The following is a 26,428-nucleotide window of genomic DNA, read 5'->3' on the forward strand; positions in this document are numbered from 1 at the left end:
GGGGGTTATCCATACAGCTCTTGGTGTATCTCTTTTTTCGTATACCCCAGGCGTTGGATACGTTCCTTGGCTTCGTCGATCATGACCTTCCAGCCACAAAGCATAAAATTCATTAACGGCAGTTCTGTACTGCCGTTTTGCTTTTGCTTAATAATGTCCTCGTATATCGGGTGTACATAGCCGCAACAGCCATCCCATTGTTCACGGGAAAGTGTGGGGATGTAATGGAAGCCTTCTACGCTGCTTGCCAGTTCCTTTATCTCATCAAAATATAAAAGGTCTTTTTGCGTGCGGGTGCCAAAAATCAGGTATATATCCTTGTGAGACACTTGGTGTTCTTGAATATAATGCATCATGCTGCGGAAAGGGGCTATACCCGTACCGGTGCAGATCAGCATCAGGTCTGTATCTATTGATTGTGGAAGAGTAAACACACCCTGGGGGCCCCGTAGGGTAAGTTCTGCCCCTTCCTTGATCTCGTTGAACAGGTAGGTAGTTCCGGCGCCGCCTTCCAGCAAAACAATAACAAGCTCAATGGTATTGGTACCGTCTGGCCAGGAGGCAATCGAATAACTGCGTAAGCGACGCGCTGGCTTTTCATCAATAGGGAGGTCAAAGGTGATAAACTGGCCAGGTGTAAAATCAAAAGAGGGCAGTTCCGGTATCTGTATCCAGTATCGGCGGGTATTGTACGTTTCTTCGGTTATGCGGGTAACGATACCCTTGCGCCAAGGTTGTAGTGCCATATATTTCTTTTAACAAATTAGAAAAAGGCCAGCATAAAAAGAAGTAAGAAGTTATTCACTGTTTATGGTTATTGGCATAGTACTTGGAATTATGAGTTGAAAGAGGTTATAATCAGTAGTGATGGCCTCTTCTCAAATAAAAATAGGAACTTATTAAACATACTTTTTGTCGGACGGTTTAGGTTAAAGGCCAGCATTCTTGCTGGCTTTTTTTATGGGTTGAACCGCTTTTCCAATTCCTGCACTTTGGTTATCCGGTACGTGATGCTTTTGTTGCGAAACGTACCGCTAAGTGTAATAGCCTTTGCTTTTGTTTTGTTAGTACTGCTTTCGTTCTGGGATGTAAGTACCAGTTGCCATAACTGGTTATTGACGCCTTTATGTATAGTAACGGTAGTTTTTTGCCCTTTTAATGTACCCAGCTTAACTGGCGTATTTGCAACCTCTACTGTTTGAACGGTATAGGGTAACCCATCTATATACACGCGGTCCCATTGAGGATATGCAGGCCCTTTGGTTTCGATATAGATCAGGTAATCTTTGGTGATACCCTTATTGACAGGACGCCCATCTTCGTCTACTTGTACATTGCCAGCTGTACTTGTTCTAAAGAAAGCTTGAGCTTTAATTATGTTATAAGACTGAGCTTGACTGTAAGAACAAATAAGCAGACAAGAAAAGAATAGTAAGGGTATTATTTTTTTCATATCTTAAATTTATACATTAAAGCCTTTACCTTTTCCATCAAGAGAGTGTAAATGCTACACTTAATTTTATACTCTAACCAAGCCTTATGCTTCCATTGCAAAAGTCAAACGGAATATACTTGCTGACTTTTTTGTTTTTTATAATGGCATGCTCTGAGCCTGCAGGTCATAGAATGGGGTTAAACGAAGAAGAGAATGAAAAGCAGGATCGTATTGACCTGGCAATGGAGCAAGAGTTTCGGATGACACTAGACCCTGCGCTGAATAGAGTGCCCCGCGAGCGTTTGCTGACGGCTCGTACCTATATGGCCCGATTACTAAGCCTGGCAAAGATTACTGATTTAGAGTGGAAAGAGCGGGGCCCAAATGATTTGGCAGGCAGAACCCGCGCAATTCTGGTAGATCGTCGCGATGCAACTGGGAATACCATTTTTGCTGGTGGTGTAGGAGGCGGCGTATGGCGCTGTACCAACTTTAAAACGACTCCTGTATGGACACCATTATCTGATAAATTAACCAATATTGCTGTTTGCGCCTTGGCACAGGATCCTTCTAACCCCAACATTCTATACGCCGGTACAGGCGAAGGATGGTTTAATTATGATGCCATTAGGGGTAATGGCATTTTCAAGTCGGAAGATGGGGGAAATACATGGAATCAACTGCCATCAACAGCTATTACTACCATAACATCAGACCCTTTCAGTAAGGCGTTTGATTATGTTCAGGATCTGGCGGTCAACAGCAGTGGGATATTATTTGCGGCTGCGCGTACCAGCTCTATACAAACAAATTGTAACAGGGGCGGCATATTACGGTCTACCGATGGTGGTGTCTCCTGGCAGCAGGGAGTAGGAAGTGCTGCCACTATTAACTGTACAGACGCATTGAATTTTTACGGTGCGGATCTGGAAATTGCTACTAACGGGGATATATATGCCACTACAGGCTTCAATAACACAGCTGTTGGAAGACAGGGTAAGATCTGGCGATCGACTGCGGCCAATGCTGGAGCACCGGGCACTTGGGTAGACATAACCCCCGCTGGCACTTGGGAGCGAATTGATATAGCTTGTGCGCCCAGCGATGCTAACATACTGTATGCCCTATTTGTAGTAGATAAAAAGATTGGTGCTATAAAACGGTCGGTGAACGCGGGAGTAAGCTGGCAAGACCTACCGTTGCCTAGTTGGTGTGATGACGGGGAAACAAAGACTGATTTTACGCGTGGGCAGGCCTGGTACGATCTCATTGTACAGGTTGATCCCACCAATGCCAATAATGTTTATATCGGTGGGATTGATTTGTTTAAATCAACTAACGGAGGAACTACGTGGACGCAGATAACGCAATGGGCTGATGGCTGTAGTACTTTGCCGGTAGTACACGCCGATCAGCATAATTTGCTTTTCTTCCCAAATACCGGAACAGAGCTCATAGCATCCAATGATGGCGGTATTTATTATGGTACCAATGCCGGCGCCAATTGGGTGTCTCGCAATACCAATTACAATGTCACTCAGTTCTACTCAGTAGATATACATCCAACAACTGCCAATTACTTTCTTGGAGGTGCACAGGATCATGGTACCATGCGACTCACCTCGGCAGGTGTAGGAACAGCCTTTCGTATAGCCGGAGGTGATGGGGGCTATGCTCATATTGATCAGGACAACAATGGCCGCTTACAGGTAGGTGCCTTTACTACCAACAGCTATTTTTATTCAAGAGATGGAGGAGCCAATTGGGATCGGGTGAGTGGAGGAAATGAAGATGGGCAGTTTGTTAATCCTACCGACTTTGATGATGCACTGGATCGACTTTATACTGGCAATGCCGCTGGTAAAATGGGTATTGTAACCAACTTAAATAGCACCAGTACGCCAGCGTTTAATGATGTGACCTTGACTGGTTTAGGGACAAAAGAAATATCGGCCATTCGTGTTGACCCAACAGTTACAACGGGCGGGGAGGCATGGATAGCAGGAATCAATGGCGTACCGGCACTTTATAAAGTAACCGGTTTGAATACGTTGACGCCAACTTTGGGTACGGCCCGTTCGCTACCTGTAGCAGCAGGTGCTTATGTTTCATCTATAGATATTGACCCAGCCAACGCCAGCCATTTACTGGTAACCGTATCCAATTATGGCGTTGTAAGTGTCTTGGAAAGTACAAATGGTGGTGCCTCATTCAATAACATTGAAGGTAATTTGCCAGATATGCCTGTACGTTGGGGTATGATCGTTCCTGCTACCGTGAGTGTAAATGGGAATGACCTGGGCGGAATACTAATAGGAACCGAACTAGGCGTATGGTATACACCTAAAACAGCAGGTACCAGTACAGCTTGGGTGCCGCAGAGTAATAACCTGCCCAATACACGAATCGATATGCTGCGCTTGCGGACTTCCGACCTATTGCTGGTAGCGGCCACTCATGGTAGAGGTCTTTATACCACTAACCTGGCCTCCTCCACTACTGGAATAGATCAGCAACCCAATACAGCAGGCTTTATACAATATATTTCTGCCAACCAGCAGCAACTACTCATTAAAGTGGGTGGACTTACAACGGCCAAAATTGAAATGCGGATCTATAATGCGGAAGGCCAATTGGTGCTTACTAAAAAAGATCGCTATGTAGATCAGCATATTGGTACCGTGCAGTTCCCTAAAGGGGTATATATTCTTAAAGTATTTGGTAATAATGGAGAAAAGTACTCCGAGCGGTTTAGGTTGTAGTAATAATGGGATTAAGAATAAGCTTCAATAGGACTTCATTTTTTTAATAGACTTGCGTTTTTAGCATTACTAATAGTTTTAGATTTTTACCTTTGCACCCTTCATGAGTGTCCAGGATTTGCTGAAAACCTATCAACAATCGCCCCGCCTTTTTCAGTTGGCGGACCGGCTTTCTTTTGCCCAGCCTGAAAAAATCTATTTAAAAAACCTGCGGGGTAGTGCATCACAGTTTATTGCAGCAGGTGCATTTATGCATCCCTCTTGCAGTCAGTTGAATCATGTGTTCATTTGTAATGATGCTGAGGATGCGGCGTATTTTCATAATACGCTGGAAAACCTTACGCAGGCACTGAATATCTTTTACTTCCCGTCTTCTTTTAAGAACCGAAAAAACTATCGGTTGCTAAATTCGTCGCACGTGATGCTGCGGACAGAGGCTTTGACCAGGTTTGCAGCAGGAGCCGGAAATCGAGTAGGGGCATTGGTAACTTACCCAGAAGCGGTGTTTGAAAAAGTGGTGATTTCCAAAGCGATCTCTGAAAACATCATCTACATAAAATCAGGTGATGTACTGGATACCGATAGGCTGTATGAAAAACTGGTGAATTATGGTTTTGAGCGTACTGATTTTGTATATCAGCCTGGACAGTTTGCTGTGCGGGGTGGTATAGTAGATATTTACTCTTTTGGTAACGATAAGCCTTATCGCATTGAGCTTTTTGGTAATGATGTAGACTCAATTCGTATTGTTGACCCAGAGACACAATTAAGTGAGCGGCGTTTGCTACAGGTAAGTATCATTCCCAATGTGGAAACGCAATTGGAAGAAGCGGGTAAAGTGTCTTTGTTGGATTTCTTACCGGAGAATACTATTGTGTGGTTACAAGATGAGGAGTTGACACGCGAGCGCCTTTTAACGGGCGCAGAGGACGTGCAGCAGTTCCTGCAAATGATAGCAGAGCGACCACCACAAGCGGAAGAAGATGATCAGTTAGAAAAGCGGACAGTAACCTTAGATGACTTCGTCACTGCTGATACCTTCTTTGAGCAACTGGCCAATCGGCACACGCTGTATTTTGGACATGAGCGCCCTTCTCAGTTTCATTTTGAAATAGCGTTCAATACAAAGGAGCAACCGTCTTTTAACAGACAGTTTGATTTGCTGATCAAGGACCTTAAAAGCTGGGAGGCAAAAGGATTTACACTCAATCTGTTTGCTGAAAATCCTAAGCAATTAGAACGCCTGTATAGCATATTTAAAGACCTAAATCAGGAAATTAACTTCACTCCACTGGCAACCTCTATTCATGAAGGTTTTATTGATGAAGATCTCAAGCTGATCTTTTATACCGATCACCAGATTTTCCAGCGTTATCACAAATACAAGGTCAAGCAAGCTTATAATAAGAATAAGGCGCTTACCCTACGTTCATTACGTGAACTACAGCCTGGTGATTTTGTGACGCATATAGATCATGGAGTGGGCGTATATAGTGGACTGCAGAAAATAGAAGTGAATGGCAAGCTACAAGAAGCGGTTCGCATCATTTATAAAGACAGCGATATATTGTACGTCAATATCAATTCGCTGCACAAGATTGCTAAGTACACTGGCAAGGAAGGAACCGTACCAAAGGTCAATAAACTGGGTAGTGATGTATGGTCCAAGCTGAAAGAAAAGACCAAAACAAAGGTTAAAGAGATTGCCTTTGATTTGATCAAGCTATATGCCCAGCGGAAAGCGCAACAAGGATTTCAGCATACGCCCGACAATTACATGCAAACGGAATTGGAGGCCTCATTTATCTATGAGGATACACCCGATCAAAGCAAGGCTACTGCCGATGTAAAGAAGGATATGGAAGCACCATCGCCAATGGACCGATTGGTTTGCGGTGATGTAGGCTTTGGAAAAACAGAGATCGCTATCCGGGCAGCTTTTAAAACCTGTGTTGATGGCAAGCAGGCGGCCATCATGGTGCCCACGACGATATTGGCCTTTCAGCATTATAAAACATTACGTGAGCGCTTGAAGGACTTCCCTGTAACGGTAGATTATGTTAACCGTTTTAAAACGGCTAAAGAAAAGAAAGAAACGCTGAAGAAACTGGAAGAGGGGAAGATTGATATCATTGTTGGAACCCACGCACTGCTGGGTAAAGAAGTGAAGTTTAGAGATCTTGGGTTGATGATCATTGACGAAGAACAGAAGTTTGGCGTAGGGCATAAGGAAAAACTTAAAACGCTAAAGACCAATATTGACTGTTTAACACTGACGGCGACGCCAATTCCCCGGACCTTACAGTTTAGCCTGATGGGGGCTCGTGACCTTTCTATTATCAATACCCCGCCACCTAACCGTCAGCCCATACAGACTGAAGTGCGTGTATACCAGGAAGACTTTGTGCGGGATGCTATCTATTTTGAAACGGAGCGGGGCGGCCAGGTATTCTTTATTCATAACCGCATACAAGGACTAGCAGAAATGGCTGGTATCCTGCAAGGGCTTTGTCCTGATCTAAGTATTGGTTGGGCGCATGGTCAGCTGGAAGGGCATGAATTGGAAGAGCGCATATTAGACTTTATCGATAAGAAGTATGATGTATTAGTTTGTACCAATATCGTAGAAAGTGGAGTGGATATTCCTAACGTCAATACCATTGTTGTTAACAACGCTCACCAGTTTGGCCTAAGTGATCTGCACCAGTTGCGTGGCCGTGTAGGACGAAGCAATAAAAAAGCATTTTGTTATCTCTTGGCACCGCCTATGAGTACCCTGCCAACAGATTCCCGTAAGCGCTTACAAACCTTAGAGCAGCATAGCGATCTAGGCAGTGGTTTCCAGATCGCCATGCGAGACCTGGATATTCGTGGTGCCGGTAATATGTTGGGAGGCGAACAGAGCGGCTTTATGGCAGAAATAGGCTTTGAGATGTACCAGAAGATCCTGGAAGAAGCCATTAAAGAACTTAAACGCACTCAGTTTAAAGAGCTTTTCAAAGAAGAAATCTCCAAACAGGATGACTTTGTTGCAGATTGTACCATTGACACGGATCTGGAGATTTTGATTCCGGATTCATATGTAGAAAACATCACAGAGCGATTATCGCTGTATTCGCGGCTGGATAACTGCGATAACGATGAGGAATTGGAGCAGATGGAGACCGAATTTGTAGATCGCTTTGGACCTATCCCCCCTCAGGTTCAAGACCTGTTTATTACCGTTCGTTGCCGTAAAATGGCTGTAGCCTTAGGTTTTGAAAAACTGATGTTGAAGGATAATATATTAAAATGTTACTTCATTAATAGACCAGACTCACCGTATTTTGAATCGGCGTTGTTCAATAATATCTTAGATTATTTACAAACCGGAACCAACAAAGCCCGTTTAAAACAGGTAGGCAAACTGTTTATGTTGGTGGTAGAACCGGCAAATAGTATGCAGGATATATTCTCATTCTTACAGCGTATGCATATGGCTGTTGTAAAATAGTTGCAAACGGGCGATTCTTTTGGCCTTTCCTGATTTTAAAGCCGTTTGCTTTTTACTATTTTTATAGTATAATATCGCTATGATGCTTCGCCAATACTTTCTGCTAACAGTACTTTTAGGGTTAAGTGGATTTGCGTTTGCCCAGAAAGAGAAAAAGGCCATTCGTTTAAAGAGTGGAGTCGTTTATGCAGCTCCTAATATTATTACTGATTCCATAGAGCAGTTTAATAAAAAAGCCTTTCATAAGGAAAAAGCCTTTGCCATTCTTCAATTTGAAACAATTCCAAACGAAGAAGTAAAGCAACAACTAGCTAAGAACGGCGTAGCCCTATTGGATTATATTCCCGACAATGCGTATACCGTAAGTATTACAAAGAAACTTAATAAAGAAGTATTACAGCGGGTAAAAGCAAGTGCTATATGGGTGCCTACACCACAGCAAAAGATGCATCCATCTTTAGCGCAGTTCTCCCAAACGGTAGGTGCTAGATCTAAAGGGTTAGTTACCATTCAGATTCGTTTCCCTCAATCATTTACAGCAGCCGAAGTTTTAGATGCTCTGTTTACACAGAAGTATAATGTTATCCGAAAAGATTTAGTGGCTTATCATATACTAAGTGTGCAGATACCTGCCAACCAGGTATCGGAGCTGGCGGCATTGCCATTTGTAGAATACTTGCAAGAAGAATCATTGCAAGCAATTCCTCTGAATGGGAACAGCCGGCGTATTTCAAATGCTACGATTTTAAATGCCTCTCTGGCAAATGGGGGAAAGAATTTAAATGGAGCAGGCGTAGTGATCGGGCACGGCGATGATGGCAACTCTCAAGGACATGTTGACTATACAGACCGGGTTATCAGTAAAACAACAACAATAGGAGGTGGACACAGCACTTATGTCGCTGGAAACTTGGCCGGCGCAGGTATATGGAACGAGTTGTATAGAGGCTACGCTTCCAAGGCTAAAATGATCAGTACCCTTTATACGGATATCTGGTGGAATGCAGCAACCTATGTACAGGATTATGGTATGGTGTTGACCAACAATTCTTATCAGATTGTGCCACAAACATGTGATGCCAGTGGTGTATATGACGGATATTCTGCATTGATAGATCAACAAGCTTTTGTGTTTCCTTCTTTACAACAAGTGTTTGCATCTGGTAATCACGGAGGATTAACTTGTAGCCCTTATGCCGCTTCAGGGTTTGGAACTATAGCCGGTTCTTTACAATGTGCTAAAAATGCTATTACAGTTGGAAATATAAATAGTGCCGGTATCATCTCCGGTGGTTCTAGTAGAGGCCCTGTACGTGATGGAAGAATCAAGCCTGAGTTGGTAACCCTTGGCGTAGCGGTAACATCTACATCAGCAGCTGGCGGGTATTTGACTGAAAATGGAACGAGTATTTCTGCCCCAGCCGTTACAGGTGGCGCTGCGCTAATGTATGAGAAGTACCGTCAGCTAAACAGCAATGCAAACCCATCAAGCGCTTTAATTAAAGCATTATTGTGTAATGGAGCGACAGACAGGGGTACTCCTGGTCCTGATTATGTATATGGTTTTGGCAGTATGAACTTACTGAGAAGTGTTGATATGCTTGAAAAAGGACGTTTTATTGCTGGAAGTATAAGCAATGGTGGTAGTCAAACAACCACGATATCTGTTCCGGCAAATACAGCCAGGCTAAAAGTGATGATCTATTGGAACGATCCTGCGGCATCACCTCTATCAGCTTCAGCGTTAGTGCATGATCTTGATTTAGAGGTAACTGATCCATCGTCTACTAAAGTTTTACCATTAGTATTGGACCCTTCTCCTGCCAATGTTCAAAACCCAAGTACCAATGGTGCGGACCATAGGAATAATATTGAACAAGTAGTCATTAATAATCCTACAGGCGGCACATATACTTTTACAGTAAAGGGAACTTCCGTAACACAAAACCCTACTCAGGATTATTATATTGTTTATGATATTATTCCAAACTCATTGGCATTAACCTTTCCTGTTGGTGGAGAGGGGTTAATACCAGGACAAGTAACACCCATCCAGTGGGAGTCTTATGGTGATCCTGTTAATTCCTTTACCCTAGAGTATTCGATAGATGGCGGTACTACCTGGACAACTATTGATAATGCTATTAGTGCTACTGCAGATAATTATACATGGACTGTGCCTGCCATTGCAACAGAAAAAGCACGGATTCGGGTAACTAAAAATGGTACTTCTCTAAATAGTACCAGTAATGCTTTTGCAATTATTGGTCAGCCCACTATAAGCTTGTCGGCTACGCAATGTCCTTCTTATATAGCCGTTCAATGGGGCGCAGTAGCAAATGCTAGCGATTATGAAATTATTAGGTTAAAAGGTGGTGAAATGGTATCTGTGGGTACCACTACCGGCACGTCCTATACAATCAGTAGTTTATCACCGGACAGTGTTTATTGGGTATCTGTGCGGGCTAGAGTAAATGGCGCTCCAGGTTTGCGGTCAGTTGCGATTTCCCGCCAGCCGAATACAGGAACTTGTACGGGTACCATTTCGGATAATGATTTAAAGCTAGACGCGATACTGACTCCAACTTCCGGACGAAAAGCTACTTCATCGGCTTTAACGTCTACTACCCCTATTAAAGTGCGCGTGCGAAACCTGGATGATGTTGCAATTAGTAACTTTTCTGTCAAATATTCAATTGATGGCGGTAGTACATGGGTAACGGAAGCCGTTACTGCAACTATTCCTGCTCAAGGCACCTATGAATATACATTCGCTGCTACTGCTAATCTTGCTGCAATAGGAAACTACAATTTTGTGGCAGCTGTTGTTAATAATACAACTGATCCGATTGCTGAAAACAATACACTTTCGTATACTATAAAACACCTGGATAATCCACCAGTGAATCTTGCAACTGATTTGGTTGATGATTTTGAAGCAGCTGTTGTTAGCGATTATCGTACCGATACAATTGGCCTTTCTGGTATTGACCGCTATGATTTTATGCATAGTTCAATCGACGGTCGGCTGCGCACGTTTGTAAATACAGGAATTGCTGCATCGGGGACAAAAGCAATAACCTTAGATGCTGATCGTGCATTGGCAGCGCCCGGTAATACCAACTATTTAATAGGTACCTATAACCTCGCCTCTTATACGACTGCCGATGATATCCGGCTGAGTTTTAAATATAATCAGCATGGGCAAACAGCTGATGCTGCTAACAAGGTATGGATACGAGGCAATGATAATAGTGCTACGCCATGGATTGAAGTCTATGACTTATATAGTAATCAAAACGTACCTGGCACTTATAAAAATGTAACCAGTATTGAATTGTCTTCTTTGTTACAAACAAATGGGCAGACGTTTAGTTCAAGTTTCCAAATTCGTTGGGGGCAAGCGGGGCAGAATCAGGCAGCTAATAAGGAAAGTGGCGCGGGCTACACTTTTGATGATATAAAAATATACCGCGTTCAAAACGATATGCAACTAGTAAGTATTAATGGTTTCGCTCCTATTAGTTGTGCATTGTCTACAGCCACTCCAATTACGGTTTCTGTACGCAACACGATGAATGCAACGTTAACAAACATTCCAATAAAGTACCGTGTAAATGGTGGTGCGTGGGTAAGTGAGACCATGGCTTCGGTGGCCGGTAAAACTACCGTGTCTTATACATTCGCTGCAACAGCTAACCTAAGTGCCGTAGGGGCTTATACTATTGAGGCAGTTGTGGATTTGAGTGGCGATAGCTTTGCTGATAATAACAGCGCGCAGGTGTCTTTCCTAAATGAGGAGCTCATTACTACTTATCCATACCTGCAGGATTTTGAAACCGATAATGGCAACTGGTACTCCACCGGTACAAATAACTCCTGGGCTTGGGGTGCACCGGCTTCTGTAAATATTAATCGCGCGGCTAGTGGATCAAAAGCCTGGAAAACCAATTTAAGCGGTAATTATAATGATGGAGAGTTGTCTTTCTTGTATTCTCCCTGTTTTAACATCGCAGGAATGACTACGCCTATGCTTAGCTTCAGCGTAGCTATGGATATAGAAAATTGTGGTACAACTACTTGCGATGCTGCAAGAGTTGAATATTCTGTAGACGGAACTACCTGGAATATTTTAGGTACAGCTGGATCTGGAACAAACTGGTATAATAGAGGTACTCCTCAGCAATTTTGGAGTACAGAAGATCCAGCCTTACGGCGGTGGCATGTAGCAAGTATTCCATTGCCAACAGGAATCAATCGTTTACGCCTGCGGTTTGTTTTTGCATCAGATGGGGGACTTACTAAGGAAGGTCTTGCTGTTGATGACATTCATATATACGACCGGTCCATGGGAATTTATAATGGACCTACGATGGCTACCTCAGTACAACAAACCATTAGCGGTGGTTCAAGTTGGATTGATTTTCAGCAAAGCGGTGCATTAGTGGCATCTGTGCAACCAAATAATCAAAATTTGGGAGCTACAGATGTGCAAGCTTATATTAATTCTGGAGCTGTTCGAAATATCAATAACCAATATTATGCAAATAGGAATATAACTGTTAAGCCATCAAACACGGCTCCAGGTAGTCCAGTTAAAGTGCGCTTTTATTTTACTGATGCTGAAGCGCAAGCATTAATAACAGCTACAGGATGTGCTACGTGCTCCGCACCAGCAAGCCCATATCAATTAGGCGTATCTAAGATGAGCCATTCTAACAAGGCTCTAGAGAATGGTACTGTGGTGGATGATGGAGGTGGTATTTGGTCATTTATACCACCAACAGACCTGAGAATTGTACCTTTTGATATTGGTTACTATGCAGAGTTTGAAGTGAATAGTTTTTCTGAATTTTGGCTTAATTCAGGCGGACTTGATGCTGCTACACCGTTGCCTATTAACTTAATAAGTTTTACAGGGCAACGCAATGGTGAAAATGCCTTATTGAGATGGACTGTAACTGAATCCAATATTTCGAAATATGAAATAGAAGCTTCCCAAGGAGCGACAAATCAGTTTATTAAAATAGGAGAAGTGGTAAGTCAGGGAAGTAACACCTCTTTGCATGAATATAACTTCACTGATGTAGAACCCAATAAGCTAGGTATTCGATATTATCGCCTGAAGATTATTGAAGAGGATGGCACTTTTTCTTATTCACCCATTCGCTCCATAATTTTTGCCAATCCAGTTACCTGGATGGTTTATCCAAATCCTTCAAACGGTAAGTTTTATTTAACCTATCAGCTTAATTCTGTTGAAAAGTTAGAGGCACAGGTATTTGATGCCAAAGGCAGGTTAGTACAGCAATACAAAAAAGAAGGAAACGGCGGCTGGCAAAAGCTTGCTATTGATCTATCTTCAGCTTCCTTCCCTTCTGGAGTTTACTTATTACGGGTAACAACAGGCGATAAGCTGCAATCGTTTAAACTAAATAAACAATGATAAAAAGAAAAGGTGCAGATTAACTGCACCTTTTCTTTTATTTAAAATGTATAATTTACCATCCTTGTTTGGCAATACCAGCTTTAATTGCTGCTAAGGCTTTCTCTTCATTACATAAGGTAGTTAACTTGTTTCCTTTGCCATCGTGTCCTTGCACCATATATGCCCCTTTTGCAGTTTTTGTTACAACGGCATCTTGAATGGGAACACCCTTTTCTTTGGTTTTAACATTATACGCTGTTAGTTGAATGTCTGCCATATTGCTAAGTTTTGTGGTTAGTAAAGATTAAATCTACACTTTTTTGGCAAAACAAAGGCCAGAAATGGCTCTGTTCAGTCTGATTCAGGCTGAGCTTAAATAAATTAAGAATTAATTTTTGGGCTTTAATATAGACTCAATCTGCTCTAGCTCTGCATTACTGAATTCTAGGTTATGTAAGCAGCCTATAGAATCAAGCACTTGCTCAGGCTTACTAGCTCCAATTAAAACAGAGGTTATTCGTTGATCTTTTAGTACCCATGCCAAAGCCATTTGTGCCAAAGATTGCCCACGTTGTTGCGCTAAGTGATTAAGGTTCTGTATTTGACTAAGTACTTGTGGTGTAATACCTGTAGCTTCCAGCGCACCATTTCCGCGATTACTGGCGGCTCTTGAATCTGTTGGAATTCCATTTAGGTATTTATCCGTTAAAAGCCCCTGCGCTAAAGAGGAAAAGGTTATACACCCTACACCGTTTTGCTCTAATACATCTGTTAACCCCTCTTCAATCCATCGAACTAATAGTGAATATTTAGGCTGGTGGATAAGCAGGGGAGTACCTAAGGAACGCAGCATATCAACTGCCTTCTTAGTTTCCTCTGGACTGTAACTTGAAATGCCTATATATAAGGCCTTTCCTTGGCGAACGATTTGATCCAAGGCTCTCATTGTTTCTTCAAGAGGAGTAGCCGGATCTGGCCGGTGGTGATAAAAAATATCAACATATTCTACCCCCATTCGCTTTAGGCTTTGGTCAAGGCTGGCAACTAAATATTTCTTGGAGCCCAGATCGCCGTAGGGGCCTGGCCACATGGGCCATCCTGCCTTTGTAGAGATAATCAGCTCATCTCTGTAGGGCCGAAGATCTTGCTTTAAGATTTTACCAAACGTTTCTTCTGCACCACCAGGCGGTGGACCATAATTATTAGCAAGGTCAAAATGGGTAATACCGCAGTCAAAAGCTGTATGAATAATGCTTCGACAATTTTCATATGAGTCAGTACTGCCGAAGTTGTGCCATAGGCCTAGTGAAAGTGCTGGCAATAGTAAACCGCTGTTGCCACAGCGGCGATATTCCATAGAGGCGTAACGTGCAGGAGAAGGCTGATACGTCATTAGAGTAAATAAGTTTTATTAAAAGTAACAAAGAGTGCTTTCTTGATTCAGAAACTTAATGGTTTTGCTATGAAATATTTTGGAAAAACTGTTCTTTAGCAGCAAACTTTTATAATATGGATCGCTCATATTTAGGTCATTCAGAAAATACAATTCAGCCTGTTAGTGATAATGAGCGAATGTTAGGCGTACTTTCTCATGCTCTTACATTAATAGCCAGTTTCGTTGCGCCGCTAATTATTTATATACTTAAGAAAGACGAGTCAATGTTTGTAAGAGAACATGCAAAAGAATCGTTGAACTTTCAGCTAACGTTAATGCTCGCTTATTTCATTGGGTTCATACTCATCTTTGTGGTTATTGGAATTATCCTTTTACCCTTGATTGGTATTGTCCAGTTGGTGTTAGTAGTAATTGCTACCATCAATGCCGCTGATAATAAACTCTACCGTTATCCATTTTGTATCCGGTTTATTAATTAGACATTGGTGAATAGGCACATTAGTCTGTGGGCGGGAGTTTATAATCAAAAGGTAACATCGTTGCCATTTTCTCAGACCATGCCCAAAAACCGCTATTCATTAGGTCGGCTGGATTGTAATAGGCTCCGTTTGCTTCAATGGCAATAAGATCATTATTGAGTAAAGTGATTTGTGATACCATAGCTTTTCCGGCATCTGGAAATAGCTTTTGATATTCGACGGGCGCCTCCTTCTTTTTATAAACAATTAAAAGATAGTCGGTAAATGAAAGGCCGGCGGTTATACTATCAATTGCAAAAGCAACACTATCTCCAATCAATGGTGTCTTGCTAATAACATCAAAACCGTCTGCTTGTCGCATTACGGTACTGTAATAATGGGAGCTATCTGGATTTGTAGAAATGCCATTTATTTTTAAAGTAGTGTTACCCGATTGAGTGCTTTGTGTGGCTTTTTTATAGAGCTCCTTTACACGTTGTTTCTCTGCGTTGGTTACTTTTTTTAAATGATTCATGGTAAATCCTTCCTCTACAACTGTGTTGCGGTATATACTGCGCATAAAATGTAGTGCAGAACCTTCGTATGCTTCTTTCCTGTTTCTGGCCCATCTCTTTTCCCTTGCTGCGCCACCTTTCATGGGCTCAAAAAAGGGATAGCCCTGGTAAAAAATAAACCGCTCTTTAAACTGGTAGGTAAAGTTTTCTAGTTGATACCGGATAGTATAACCTAATGCCTTATTTTCAATGATTAAGGGCTCAAGTGCAATAGCAGTGAGCACATTATCCTTTTTGGAATGCCGGAACTTAATAACATTAGTATTTTTAATAAGGCAGTTGTTAGCAAATGAAGATGTTCCTATAAAGCTCTCCAGAAAAAGACGTCCCCATTGTTCCCAGCCATCTTTTATAAAAGGTTCTACAACTACTGTTTCCAGCGCCTTTACCTTGGGTTGAAGTTTAATGGTAAGAGGTAAGGCTATTTCATTTGCTGAGATCGTTTGATTGTGCGTTTCAAAGCCAATTGAAGAAACAATCAAATCAAATTTGCCAGATGGCATCGTTAGTTCGAAATACCCTTGCCCATTGGTAGTGGTACCAACCGATGTGTTGTTCAGAAAAACACTGGCTGCAGGAACGGGCTTATTTGTTTCTTGTTCAACTACAACTCCTTTTAGAACAGTTTGTGCATAAGAGCTATAGGAGAGGGATACGAATAACAGTAAAAATAGATATTTCATATCGCGGGTTCGATAGTAGAAAATTATGCTTTTAAAGGAAGATGAGGAAATTGAAGAATTGTAAGAATTAAAAAAGGTTGCCGAAAGGCAACCTTAAACTTTTATTATATCAAAACACATTAAACGTCGATACGTGCATACTTCGCATGACTTTCAATGAAGTCACGACGAGGCGCAACTTCATCGCCCATCAACATAGAGAAGATGCGATCTGCTTCTGCAGCACTTTCTATTGTGATTTGTTTCAATGTACGTGTAGCAGGATTCATTGTTGTGTCCCATAATTGCTCCGCGTTCATTTCTCCCAAACCTTTGTATCGCTGAATATTTACGCTATCAGGATTAGCTCCACCTAATCTTTCAACGGTTTGCTTACGCTGTTCTTCGTTGTATGCATAGGCTTGCTCTTTTCCTTTTTTTACCAAGTATAAAGGTGGTTGAGCAATATAGACATATCCTTGTTCCACCATTTCCTTCATATAGCGGTAAATAAAGGTTAGAATCAAGGTTGCAATGTGGCTTCCATCCACATCGGCATCGGTCATGATAATGAGCTTGTGATAACGAAGCTTGGCTAAGTTCAGCGCTTTAGGATCGTCTGGAGTACCAACAGTTACACCAAGGGCCGTATACATGTTGCGAATCTCCTCGTTCTCGTATATCTTATGCTCCATAGCTTTTTCTACGTTCAGGATTTTACCACGTAGCGGCAAGATCGCCTGGAAGCTACGGTCGCGGCCTTGTTTGGCTGTTCCACCCGCCGAGTCACCCTCTACCAGGTATAGCTCACATTTTTCAGCATCACGTTCAGAGCAGTCGGCCAGTTTACCGGGTAAACCACCTCCGCTTAATACAGACTTACGCTGTACCAGCTCGCGGGCTTTACGTGCTGCGGCTCTGGCTTGTGCTGCCAAAATCACTTTATTGATAATGTTCTTGGCTTCCTTTGGATTTTCTTCCAGGTAAATTTCAAGCGCTCTTGAAACCGTACTATCTACTACGCCAGCTACTTCACTATTACCCAGTTTAGTCTTTGTCTGTCCTTCAAACTGAGGTTCTGGAACTTTTACAGAGATAATGGCACTCAGGCCTTCGCGGAAGTCATCACCTTCAATAGTAACCTTGGCCTTTTCAAAAAGGTTTTGCTTATCACCATAGGATTTGAACACACGTGTCAATGCACGGCGGAAGCCCGCTACGTGTGTACCTCCTTCAATGGTGTTGATATTGTTTACATAAGAGTAGATATGTTCATTATAACTATCATTATAGATAGTGGCTACTTCTACAGTTACGTTTGTTTTCTCATCACGTCCTTCTACATAAACTACATTAGGAATCAGTGATGTGCGGCCGGCATTCTTATCCAGCATTTCCACAAACTCAGTTATACCGCCTTCGCTGTAAAAGACCTGTGAATAGGTCATGCCGCTCTCTTCGTCCTTTTCACGAAGGTCATTCAATATAATGCGAATACCCCTGTTCAGGAAAGCTAGCTCACGCAAACGTCCTTCCAGGATATCTTTGGTATAAACAGTTGTAGTAAATATCGTTTCGTCTGGCCAGAAGTGTACGGTAGTACCAGTAGTTTCAGCTTCACCAATGATGCGCACAGGATACTGGGGAGCACCAATTCTATATTCTTGTTCAAAGATCTTTCCTTCACGACGTACGGTTACATGAAGCTTTGTACTTAAAGCGTTCACGCAACTTACACCCACACCGTGCAAACCACCGGATACTTTATAACTGCCTTTGTCAAATTTACCACCGGCGTGAAGTACTGTCAGTACTACTTCCAGTGCAGAGCGGCCTTCTTTGGCATGAATACCTGTTGGGATACCACGGCCATCGTCTTCAACAGAGATGGAGTTGTCTTCATGAATAGAGACTGTAATGTTCTTACAGTGTCCAGCCAAGGCTTCATCAATAGAGTTATCTACTACCTCATACACTAGGTGGTGTAAACCTTTTACCCCAATGTCGCCTATGTACATCGCCGGACGTTTACGTACGGCTTCCAAACCTTCTAATACCTGAATGCTATCCGCACCATAAGAGGGCTGAACGGCTGGGGTGGGAGTAGCTGTTGCTGTATCTAAAATATCGCTCATTTTATACGGAAATTTAAGCACCGGATAGGTGCAGGTCCATTCTGGCAAATATACCAAATAAGGGGTGTTTAGCCAAAGCAGAAGACGTTAAAATAGAACCCTTTAGCCCCCTTTTTACCCACTAGTTTTTCACGTTTTATAGAAATGCAATAATCGAGGTTGCAGATGGCCTCTTTTAGACAGGATAAGCCTTAACGGGCCAGCCTATGCTAGCTCTATTTTCTTTCATTTTTCCCCCTTGCAATAAAGTGCCTGCATAGCAAAACGGTATTCTCCATTTGTTAGGTAGGAAGATAAGGCCTTATGTAATAGCTCTCTGACTCTTTCTTTAGCCTCTCCTCGTTCTGCTAAGTAGGTGGTTAGGGGAGAGCCTTCCAAGCTGCCTATAACTACATCCTCCACTTTAGAGGCTACCGTAGTTATTTGTGCGGGTATGATTTCTATATTCTGGAATCCTGCCTCTCGCAGCGACAATGTGATTTCATCCTTATCAAAATACGAATAAGGCCCTTTTTGGGAAAAGACAGGCGCGTCTTCAGGAAAAACAGTTTGAAGAACTTTTTGTGTTTCGAATGATACCGTATTAGTAGCCGGATCATCCCAAGTTAGAAAAAGGAAAGTGCCGTTGGGCTGTAACACTCGTAAAGCTTCTTTAAAGGCTTTTAGCTTATCGGGAAAGAACATTACCCCAAACTGACAAACAACAAGGTCAAAAGTGTTATCCTCATATGGTAACACCTGTGCATCCGTTACCTGCCAGTGCAGGCGGTTATCCTGAATTTTTTCTTTAGCCACTGCTAGCATTTCTTCCTTGAGGTCAGTTGCATAAAGTGCCCCATCTGTATCCAAAAGCTGCAGCAAATGACGGGTAAGGCGGCCTGTACCGCAGGCAAGCTCTAATAGGGTATGCATTTTTAAGGTCTGCCACCGCTTTACAAAATCTAGGGCATAGGGCTCAAAGAAAAGCGGCCCTAAATAGTGATCATAATTGGCAGGCACAGAGCCTTGGGAGATGCTGGGAGAAGCCATAAATAGGTTTTAATAATAATCATTATTACTAATCTGTGGTTCTCTTATAGGGGAGTTATAGGGACTTACAGTAGATAATATCCCCTGTAAGTCCAGTAAGAGCTCAATATACATTCATTTCTAGCTCACAAAGGGTACATTAATGATTCATAGTGGACTAGAATTGAATATTGAAATTTGGGATATCGTATTTTGAGTTTCTTCTATCGAATTCCCTACAGGCTGTTCACTTTTTCTGTCAGCAACTGCTTTACGATACTTTCCAACTCCTGGATTCTTTTTTCCAGAGTAGGGAGGTTGCGGAATACAGCCTGGCTACGTAAAGCGCTGGTGTACTCAGCAGCTGGTGAGCCGGTAACCGATGTATATGGATCTTTTAAGGATTTACTAACACCACTCTGCGCGTTGATTTTAGAGCCATCAGCAATCTGGATATGACCGACTAAGCCGGCTTGACCGCCAATCATTACCTGGTTGCCGATCTTGGTAGAGCCCGATACACCCGCCTGGGCTGCAATTACGGTACTGTTTCCAATTTCCACGTTGTGGGCAATCTGAATCAGGTTGTCCAGTTTTGCGCCGGCTTTAATAATGGTAGAGCCCATGGTAGCACGGTCTATAGTAGTGTTGGCACCAATCTCTACATTGTTTTCAATCACAACATTACCAATCTGGGGTACTTTTTTAAAACTTCCATCGGCCTGGGGGGCAAAGCCAAAGCCATCTCCTCCGACTACAGTACCGGCATGAATTACAATATGGTTGTGTAACACACAATCATGATAAATCTTCACACCCGGATGAATGATACAGTTTTCCCCAATCTGTACGTTGTTGCCAATAAAGCTGCTTGGGAAAATCTTACTGCCGGCGCCTACTTTTACATTTTCACCAATGTAAGAGAAGGCACCAATAAATACTCCGTCAGCAATTTGTGCTGATGGCGCTATATATGAAGGTTGCTGAATACCCTGCATTTGCTGGGTAGCTATTTCCTGGTATTTGCTTAAAAGTAGTGCGAATGCAGAATAAGCATCCGGCACACGTATAAGAGTAGGCTTAACAGCCTGTTTTAGCTCATATGCTTCATTGATAATGGCTATGGAAGCCTGTGTAGTGTATAAATAATCTTCATATTTGGGGTTGGCCAAAAATGTAAGCTGCCCTTCCCGTGCCTCTTCAATCTTGCCAAACGATGATACTGAAGCTTCAGGGTTACCTTCAATCTTTCCATTTATCAGTATCGAAATCTGGGCGGCTGTAAACTGCATATAATAAAGTCAAATTAGTCAATTAGTGTCAAAAATCACCTATCATTCTCAAAGCTATCAAACGAGTAAAGTAGTTACAAAGTATGATGGCTTTGACTTTTATGACTTTTAACGAAGGTAGCAAAGGTAGTACTTTTTGACAGCGGAGGATAGTTGTTGATGGATTAAAGCATTGTCTACCCGCGAAATATCGGTTACTCCTCCTTCTTTAAACAGCACTTTAATATGTTCGTCATAAGGGTTATACATTGTGTTTACCGCTTCGCCTGTAAATACAAAATAGCTAGCCTCTTCTTCGGAAATGTTTAAACGCTGTGCCACATCCGCCTTTAAAGTGGCCACTAACAATGGATCAAAAGGCTCAGGCTGAAAGCGTATCTTCAGCAGTTTTCGCTCCACGAGGCCCTTACACAAGCGTGATAGTACTTTATCCACATGTCCGCACCAATTCTTGATCGTACACATGACATCGGAGTCATCCAATTGGGTAAATTTCTCCAGGTGTTTGATAAAATTGTCTTCTGGTTGGTGTTGCTTTAAAAAGAAGTCCAGGTTTTTGGATGCCATTTCCATCTCTATACCTGCGGCAATTAATTCGTTTGCCCGTTCAATGATCCTTACGAGCATTTTTTCAGCCGCTACCACCGTCTTGTGCAGGTATACCTGCCAGTACATAAGGCGGCGCGCTACCAGGAACTTCTCCACAGAGTAGATGGCTTTTTCTTCAATCATTAATTCGCCATCATGCACCACCAGCATTTTTAAAATGCGATCGTAACCGATTACACCTTCAGATACACCCGTAAAGAATGAGTCGCGAGTGAGGTAGTCCATACGATCCACGTCTAGTTGACCAGAAACAAGTTGGTGTAGAAACTGCTTCGGATAGGTACCGCTAAAAATCTCAATGGCGGTTTGTAGCTGTCCATTCAACTGCTCATTGAGTAATTGAAGAATCAGTACAGAAATATCCTCATGATGCACACCTTTTATCAGCTTGCGTTCTAACGCGTGTGAAAAAGGGCCATGACCTATGTCATGTAGTAAAATAGCGATTTTGGCCCCGATTTCTTCGTCCTTGGTGATTTCTACTCCTTTATTGCGTAGCTCGGTTAATGCTAATCCCATCAGGTGGTAAGCACCCAAAGAGTGATGAAGGCGAGTATGGACAGCCCCCGGATAGACCAGAGATGCAAAGGCCATTTGATGGATACGGCGTAAGCGTTGGTAATAAGGATGAGAAATGATCTCAAAAATCAACGGATGGTCTATTGTTATAAAGCCATAAACCGGGTCATTGATGATTTTACGCACATACGCCATAAACTGCTGAATTAAATCTTAATTTTCAAATATAAGGGGGGATGGGAGAATGTTTACATTTGGAATGCAGATAAGTGAAAGGTGAAACGTCAAAAGTGAAATATGGTTACACTATCAATCCACTATCTATGTTTATTAAGTTAAATCACAAAGATCTAGAAGTTTATAAAACGTCTAGAGAACTAGTTAAAGAGATTTACCATATTTCATTGAAGTTGCCGGCGGAGGAAAAATTAATATGGTTCAGCAAATCAGAAGAGCTGCGTTATCGGTTAAACTTAACTTAGCTGAGGGCGCATCTAGAAAGTCAAGTATTGAAAGAAGTAGGTATCTTGAAATTGCAAGAGGTTCAGTTATAGAAATTGATGCGGCATTGGAAACGGCCGTTGATTTGCATTATCTCAATGCCGGTGAGTTAAATAATACTGGTATATTGTTGAACAGGTGTTTTGCAATGCTATCAAAAATGATAGATTCTAAATAGATTTCACCTTTCACCTTTGACGTTTCACAAAAACAACTAAAAAACATTCCTTACATGGCTTTAGCAAAGATTCTTTGGGTCGATGATGAAATTGAAAGTTTACAATCACAGAAGTTATTTCTGGAGAATAAAGGATATGATGTACAGACACTAACAAATGGCTTTGATGCTATAGACTTTATAAAAGAGAACTTCATTGATGTGGTGCTGATCGATGAGTCCATGCCTGGCATTACAGGTTTGGAAACTTTGGCCAAGATCAAGGAAATCAACGCGCAGATTCCTGTTGTTCTGATCACAAAGAACGAAACAGAGAACCTGATGGATGAAGCGATTGGCAGCCAGATTTCAGACTATCTGATCAAACCAGTTAATCCCAATCAGGTTTGGCTTTCTCTTAAAAAGATCATTGATAATAAACGCTTGGTAGCAGAGCGTACCACTACGGCTTACCAGCAGCAGTTTCGCAACCTGTTTATGGCGCTTAACTCTAATCCCGATTACAATGAGTGGATGGGCATTTATAAAGAACTGATCTACTGGGAGCTGAGTTTACAGAAAAGCGATAGCCCTGAAATGCAGGAAGTTTTTCAAACCCAAAAGAACGAAGCCAATACAGAGTTTTTTAAATTCATTAGCCGCAACTATACAGACTGGTTAAAGGCAAAGTCAGACAACCGCCCCACCATGTCGCATACCCTTATCCGTGATAAAGTAATGCCAACGTTGGAAAAAGGTGTGCCTACATTCTTTGTGCTGATCGATAACCTACGCTTTGACCAATGGAGAGCCATACAGCCACTTTTTGCTGAGAACTTCCGGATTGTAGAAGAAGATACGTTTTATAGTATCCTTCCTACGGCTACTCACTATGCCCGCAACGCCATCTTTGCCGGCATGCTTCCAATAGATATTGAAAAGCGCTTTCCGCAGCAATGGAAAAATGATGATGAGGAAGGTGGCAAAAACCAAAGTGAAGAAGAGTTCTTCCGGGCGCAACTGAAAAGCATGGGAGAAAGTAACCTACGTGTATCCTATACTAAAGTGCTGAACAACCAGGCGGGGTTAGATCTGGTCAATAATATGCACAACCTGCTGTCCAATGATCTGAACGTGATCGTTTACAATTTTGTAGATATGCTCAGTCATGCCCGTACAGAAATGGAAGTACTTAAAGAGTTGGCGGGCGATGAAGTAAGTTATCGTAGTATTACCACTTCCTGGTTTGAGCATTCACCTTTAAACCAGGCTTTAAAGCGTATAGCTGATAAAAACATCAAGATTGTATTGGCTACCGATCATGGCAGTGTGCGGGTAAAAACACCGGCAAAAGTGATTGGTGATAAACAAACTACCACTAATCTGCGCTATAAGCATGGCCGCAATTTGAATTACGATCCTAAAGAAGTGCTGGCTTTCCGTGATCCAAAAGAAGGAGGGCTGCCATCGCCTACCGTAAACTCCTCTTACATATTTGCCGGCGAGGATACGTTTTTATGCTACCCTAATAATTACAACCATTATGTTAACTATTACCGCAATACATTTCAGCATGGTGGTATTAGCTTGGAAGAGATGATTGTTCCGGTAGTACAAATGGTGAGCAAATAAAAATTACTTATTTAAAAATAGTGATAGAACAACACATCCGGCAATGATGGCACCATAAGTAATCAGGCGCTTTTTCACCTGTTCTTTTTTACCTTTCTGCCAATTCAGGTATTGGATAAAACCTGTGCCGGCAAGGATGAAAGCAAGGGATAGGTAATACAGCCAATCGGCCTCTTTACGGGTAAGGACCAAGCCCACAAACGGAATACAGGCAATAAAAATTATTAAACGTAGAAGGGCTTGTTTACGGGCCATTTTGCACAAATTAGTCCCAAAAATAGGGGTTTGTGTCAATGCTATTACCTTTGTATCCTTCTATCGTATCCAATAATGAGTTAAATGTGTTATGTGATTTCAGAATAGGCCATTAGGCTTTTTTGACTCTTTTGATAAATGATGACCCATTTGACTTATAACTAATTTGAGTATGAAGTACACACAAACGACTTTAGACAAGGTTGAAAAAATAGCTGAAGAAATGGGCTACATTGTTCGCTATGAGCGAGGTAGTTTCCAAAGTGGTTTTTGCATATTGGAAGAAAAGAAAGTTGTCGTGCTCAATAAGTTCCTGCAACTTGAAGGACGCATTAATACAATGATCGACCTTTTGCCACAACTGAAAATTGATGCGGATGCCTTAACACCAGATAGCCGAAAGTGGTATGATGATATCATGGGCAAGTTTCATTCATCTAAGGATGAAGAAAATAGTGACAGCTCACCAGCTTAAAAGTTTACAAGTTCACTCTTGAAAGCGTAAATTAACTCGTAAACTTGTGAACAAGCGAACCTGTAAACTTCCCAACCAGTGACTACTCCTCCCTTAACAATTACAATGCTCGGTACAGGCACCAGCACAGGTGTTCCTATGATAGCCTGTCAATGCCCCGTGTGTACGTCTACGGATCACCGTGACAAGCGTTTACGGTCCAGCATTATGGTACAGTCGCCTACTACTACTATTGTGGTAGATACCACGCCCGACTTTCGCTACCAGATGTTAAGGGAAGATGTGCGCCGTCTGGATGCTGTTTTATTTACACACCCACACAAGGATCATATTGCAGGCTTGGATGATGTACGCGCCTTCAATTTCTTTATGGAGCAGGACATGCAGGTCTATGCCAACCAAATGACCATCGATGCTCTTATGCGCGAGTTTGCATATGCATTCGCTGATAAAAAATACCCCGGTGTCCCCAGCCTGGAGTTGAACTCTATTACTTTGGATCCCTTTTTTATTGGCGACATTCCGGTAATTCCTATTATGGTCTGGCACTTAAAAATGCCGGTTTATGGATTTCGCTTTGGCAGCTTTACCTACATAACCGATGCTAATAGGATAGAGGATGCTGAAAAAGAAAAGATCAAAGGCAGTGAAGTAATGGTAGTCAATGCGTTGCGCAAGGAAAAACACATTTCCCATTTTGCTTTAGATGAAGCGGTTGCCCTTTCACAGGAACTGCAACTACCCAAAGCGTATTTTACGCATATCTCACACCAGTTAGGTAAGCACAAGGATGTGGAGAAGCACCTTCCAGAAGGTATCTATTTAGGCTACGATGGCTTAAAGATTCATGTATAATATTGATGGATAGCCAAGGCTATTTTTGTATCTTTAGCGTCATCTCTTGCAGGGCGTTTTCAGCTCTTCTTATTACACTTTCTTTTACTATTTCAATTGGATTTTACCGGTGGCCAGATGGCGTGGTATGGGCTAGGGTACGGGTGAGGTAGGGATGTGGTACGGAGTAGATACGGAGTTACTATGGACCTGATACGGAGTTACTATGAAGTGGATACGGAGTAACCCTGAAGGAGCATAGGAGTGGCTATGAAGGTAGAGGGAAGTGGCAGGCAAGGTAGACCGCGGATGAAGGGGATTTGTCTGAACCGGGATTTGGGGAGATTAGAGGATGGGACGGATGGAATAATGAACAAGGAGCAAGGAATGATGAAGGAAGGAAGAATGAAGAAGGAATGTTCAATGATCAACTTTCAATACTCAATGTTCAATAGGGAGGAGGAATTGGGGATTTGAAATTGGGAGGGAGAGGAGATGCTCCATTTGATAGGCCTTGGATCAAGTTCATGGTGACAGCAAGAGACTTTACATTAGCAGCTTGTAGTATTACCATAGCCTCTAAGATTCTTCACTGCGTTCAGTATGACAAAATAAAGAGGCTTAATTATAGCAGGCGGGATGAGAGTGTCAATTGAAACCGGAATCCTACAACTTGAATTGATCTATGTGTCTATCTGCGTTAGCTGTGGGACATTTCCTGTCAATTCCATCACCTAATCCGCAGTGCTCCTTTTCTACTTTCCTCTGTGCGAAGCCTTTCCTCTATATTTGTACTTCTTAA

General features: G+C 42.2%; 18 protein-coding genes. 8 read left to right on the forward strand and 10 right to left on the reverse strand.

Annotated elements, in window-relative coordinates:
* Positions 1 to 5 precede the first annotated feature (5 nt).
* Positions 6 to 746 carry a ferredoxin--NADP reductase gene (locus tag SY85_RS20810; protein ID WP_066407235.1) on the reverse strand — a complete coding sequence of 247 codons (741 nt, stop codon included), beginning with the start codon at positions 744 to 746 and terminating at the stop codon, positions 6 to 8.
* A 212-nt stretch (positions 747 to 958) separates the two neighbouring features.
* Positions 959 to 1,453, reverse strand: a complete 495-nt coding sequence (locus tag SY85_RS20815) for a hypothetical protein (RefSeq protein ID WP_066407237.1) — start codon at positions 1,451 to 1,453, stop codon at positions 959 to 961.
* Positions 1,454 to 1,539: 86 nt separating this feature from the next.
* Between SY85_RS20815 and SY85_RS20820 the strand changes: the two genes are divergently transcribed.
* The 3 genes from SY85_RS20820 to SY85_RS20830 all read left to right on the forward strand — a co-directional run bounded on the left by SY85_RS20820 (position 1,540) and on the right by SY85_RS20830 (position 13,136).
* Entirely contained in the window at positions 1,540 to 4,197 is a 2,658-nt protein-coding gene (locus tag SY85_RS20820; RefSeq protein WP_066407239.1) for a T9SS type A sorting domain-containing protein, read from the forward strand.
* Between the two features lie 103 nt (positions 4,198 to 4,300).
* Positions 4,301 to 7,690: a transcription-repair coupling factor gene (mfd, locus tag SY85_RS20825; protein WP_066407241.1), complete on the forward strand. Its 3,390-nt coding sequence runs from the start codon at positions 4,301 to 4,303 to the stop codon at positions 7,688 to 7,690.
* Positions 7,691 to 7,769: 79 nt separating this feature from the next.
* On the forward strand, positions 7,770 to 13,136 hold the full coding sequence (locus SY85_RS20830) for a S8 family serine peptidase (RefSeq protein WP_066407243.1): 5,367 nt from the start codon (positions 7,770 to 7,772) through the stop codon (positions 13,134 to 13,136).
* A gap of 55 nt (positions 13,137 to 13,191) precedes the next feature.
* On the opposite strand, the gene SY85_RS20835 is transcribed toward SY85_RS20830, so the two are convergent.
* Complete coding sequence (locus SY85_RS20835; RefSeq protein ID WP_066407244.1) at positions 13,192 to 13,395, reverse strand: hypothetical protein; 204 nt, start codon at positions 13,393 to 13,395, stop codon at positions 13,192 to 13,194.
* Between the two features lie 111 nt (positions 13,396 to 13,506).
* Positions 13,507 to 14,511: an L-glyceraldehyde 3-phosphate reductase gene (gene mgrA, locus SY85_RS20840; RefSeq protein ID WP_066407245.1), complete on the reverse strand. Its 1,005-nt coding sequence runs from the start codon at positions 14,509 to 14,511 to the stop codon at positions 13,507 to 13,509.
* Between the two features lie 116 nt (positions 14,512 to 14,627).
* Here mgrA and SY85_RS20845 point away from each other — a divergent pair, with 116 nt between their 5' ends.
* A complete protein-coding gene (locus SY85_RS20845; RefSeq protein ID WP_066407247.1) occupies positions 14,628 to 14,993 on the forward strand; it encodes a DUF4870 domain-containing protein in 366 nt (121 codons plus the stop codon).
* 19 nt (positions 14,994 to 15,012) lie between these two features.
* Here the strand turns inward: SY85_RS20845 and SY85_RS20850 are convergent, their stop codons facing one another.
* The 5 genes from SY85_RS20850 to SY85_RS20870 form a co-directional block, all read right to left on the reverse strand.
* Complete coding sequence (locus SY85_RS20850; protein WP_066407249.1) at positions 15,013 to 16,230, reverse strand: carboxypeptidase-like regulatory domain-containing protein; 1,218 nt, start codon at positions 16,228 to 16,230, stop codon at positions 15,013 to 15,015.
* A gap of 119 nt (positions 16,231 to 16,349) precedes the next feature.
* Entirely contained in the window at positions 16,350 to 18,344 is a 1,995-nt protein-coding gene (gene gyrB / locus SY85_RS20855; protein WP_066410036.1) for a DNA topoisomerase (ATP-hydrolyzing) subunit B, read from the reverse strand.
* A gap of 225 nt (positions 18,345 to 18,569) precedes the next feature.
* Positions 18,570 to 19,373, reverse strand: coding sequence for a class I SAM-dependent methyltransferase (locus SY85_RS20860; RefSeq protein ID WP_066407251.1), 804 nt, complete (start codon positions 19,371 to 19,373; stop codon positions 18,570 to 18,572).
* Positions 19,374 to 19,588: 215 nt separating this feature from the next.
* Positions 19,589 to 20,644 carry a UDP-3-O-(3-hydroxymyristoyl)glucosamine N-acyltransferase gene (gene lpxD / locus SY85_RS20865; RefSeq protein WP_066407253.1) on the reverse strand — a complete coding sequence of 352 codons (1,056 nt, stop codon included), beginning with the start codon at positions 20,642 to 20,644 and terminating at the stop codon, positions 19,589 to 19,591.
* Positions 20,645 to 20,752: 108 nt separating this feature from the next.
* On the reverse strand, positions 20,753 to 21,967 hold the full coding sequence (locus SY85_RS20870) for an HD domain-containing protein (RefSeq protein WP_066407255.1): 1,215 nt from the start codon (positions 21,965 to 21,967) through the stop codon (positions 20,753 to 20,755).
* A gap of 238 nt (positions 21,968 to 22,205) precedes the next feature.
* On the opposite strand from SY85_RS20870, the gene SY85_RS20875 reads away from it, so the two are divergent.
* Together SY85_RS20875 and porX are read left to right on the forward strand one after the other, a co-directional pair.
* Positions 22,206 to 22,451 (forward strand): four helix bundle protein, encoded by a 246-nt coding sequence (locus SY85_RS20875; RefSeq protein ID WP_226998928.1) that lies wholly within the window; start codon positions 22,206 to 22,208, stop codon positions 22,449 to 22,451.
* A 54-nt stretch (positions 22,452 to 22,505) separates the two neighbouring features.
* A complete protein-coding gene (gene porX / locus SY85_RS20880) occupies positions 22,506 to 24,062 on the forward strand; it encodes a T9SS response regulator signal transducer PorX (protein WP_066407257.1) in 1,557 nt (518 codons plus the stop codon).
* Between the two features lie 3 nt (positions 24,063 to 24,065).
* Here porX and SY85_RS20885 read toward each other — a convergent pair whose 3' ends face one another.
* The gene (locus tag SY85_RS20885) at positions 24,066 to 24,317 is read right to left on the reverse strand and encodes a hypothetical protein (protein WP_066407259.1); all 252 of its coding nucleotides are present in this window, start codon (positions 24,315 to 24,317) and stop codon (positions 24,066 to 24,068) included.
* Between the two features lie 172 nt (positions 24,318 to 24,489).
* Between SY85_RS20885 and SY85_RS20890 the strand changes: the two genes are divergently transcribed.
* Entirely contained in the window at positions 24,490 to 24,792 is a 303-nt protein-coding gene (locus tag SY85_RS20890) for a hypothetical protein (RefSeq protein ID WP_082886638.1), read from the forward strand.
* 78 nt (positions 24,793 to 24,870) lie between these two features.
* Positions 24,871 to 25,647 carry an MBL fold metallo-hydrolase gene (locus tag SY85_RS20895; RefSeq protein WP_082886639.1) on the forward strand — a complete coding sequence of 259 codons (777 nt, stop codon included), beginning with the start codon at positions 24,871 to 24,873 and terminating at the stop codon, positions 25,645 to 25,647.
* Positions 25,648 to 26,428: the final 781 nt, after the last annotated feature.

Origin of the sequence: Flavisolibacter tropicus (assembly GCF_001644645.1) — a bacterium.
Taxonomy (GTDB): domain Bacteria; phylum Bacteroidota; class Bacteroidia; order Chitinophagales; family Chitinophagaceae; genus Flavisolibacter; species Flavisolibacter tropicus.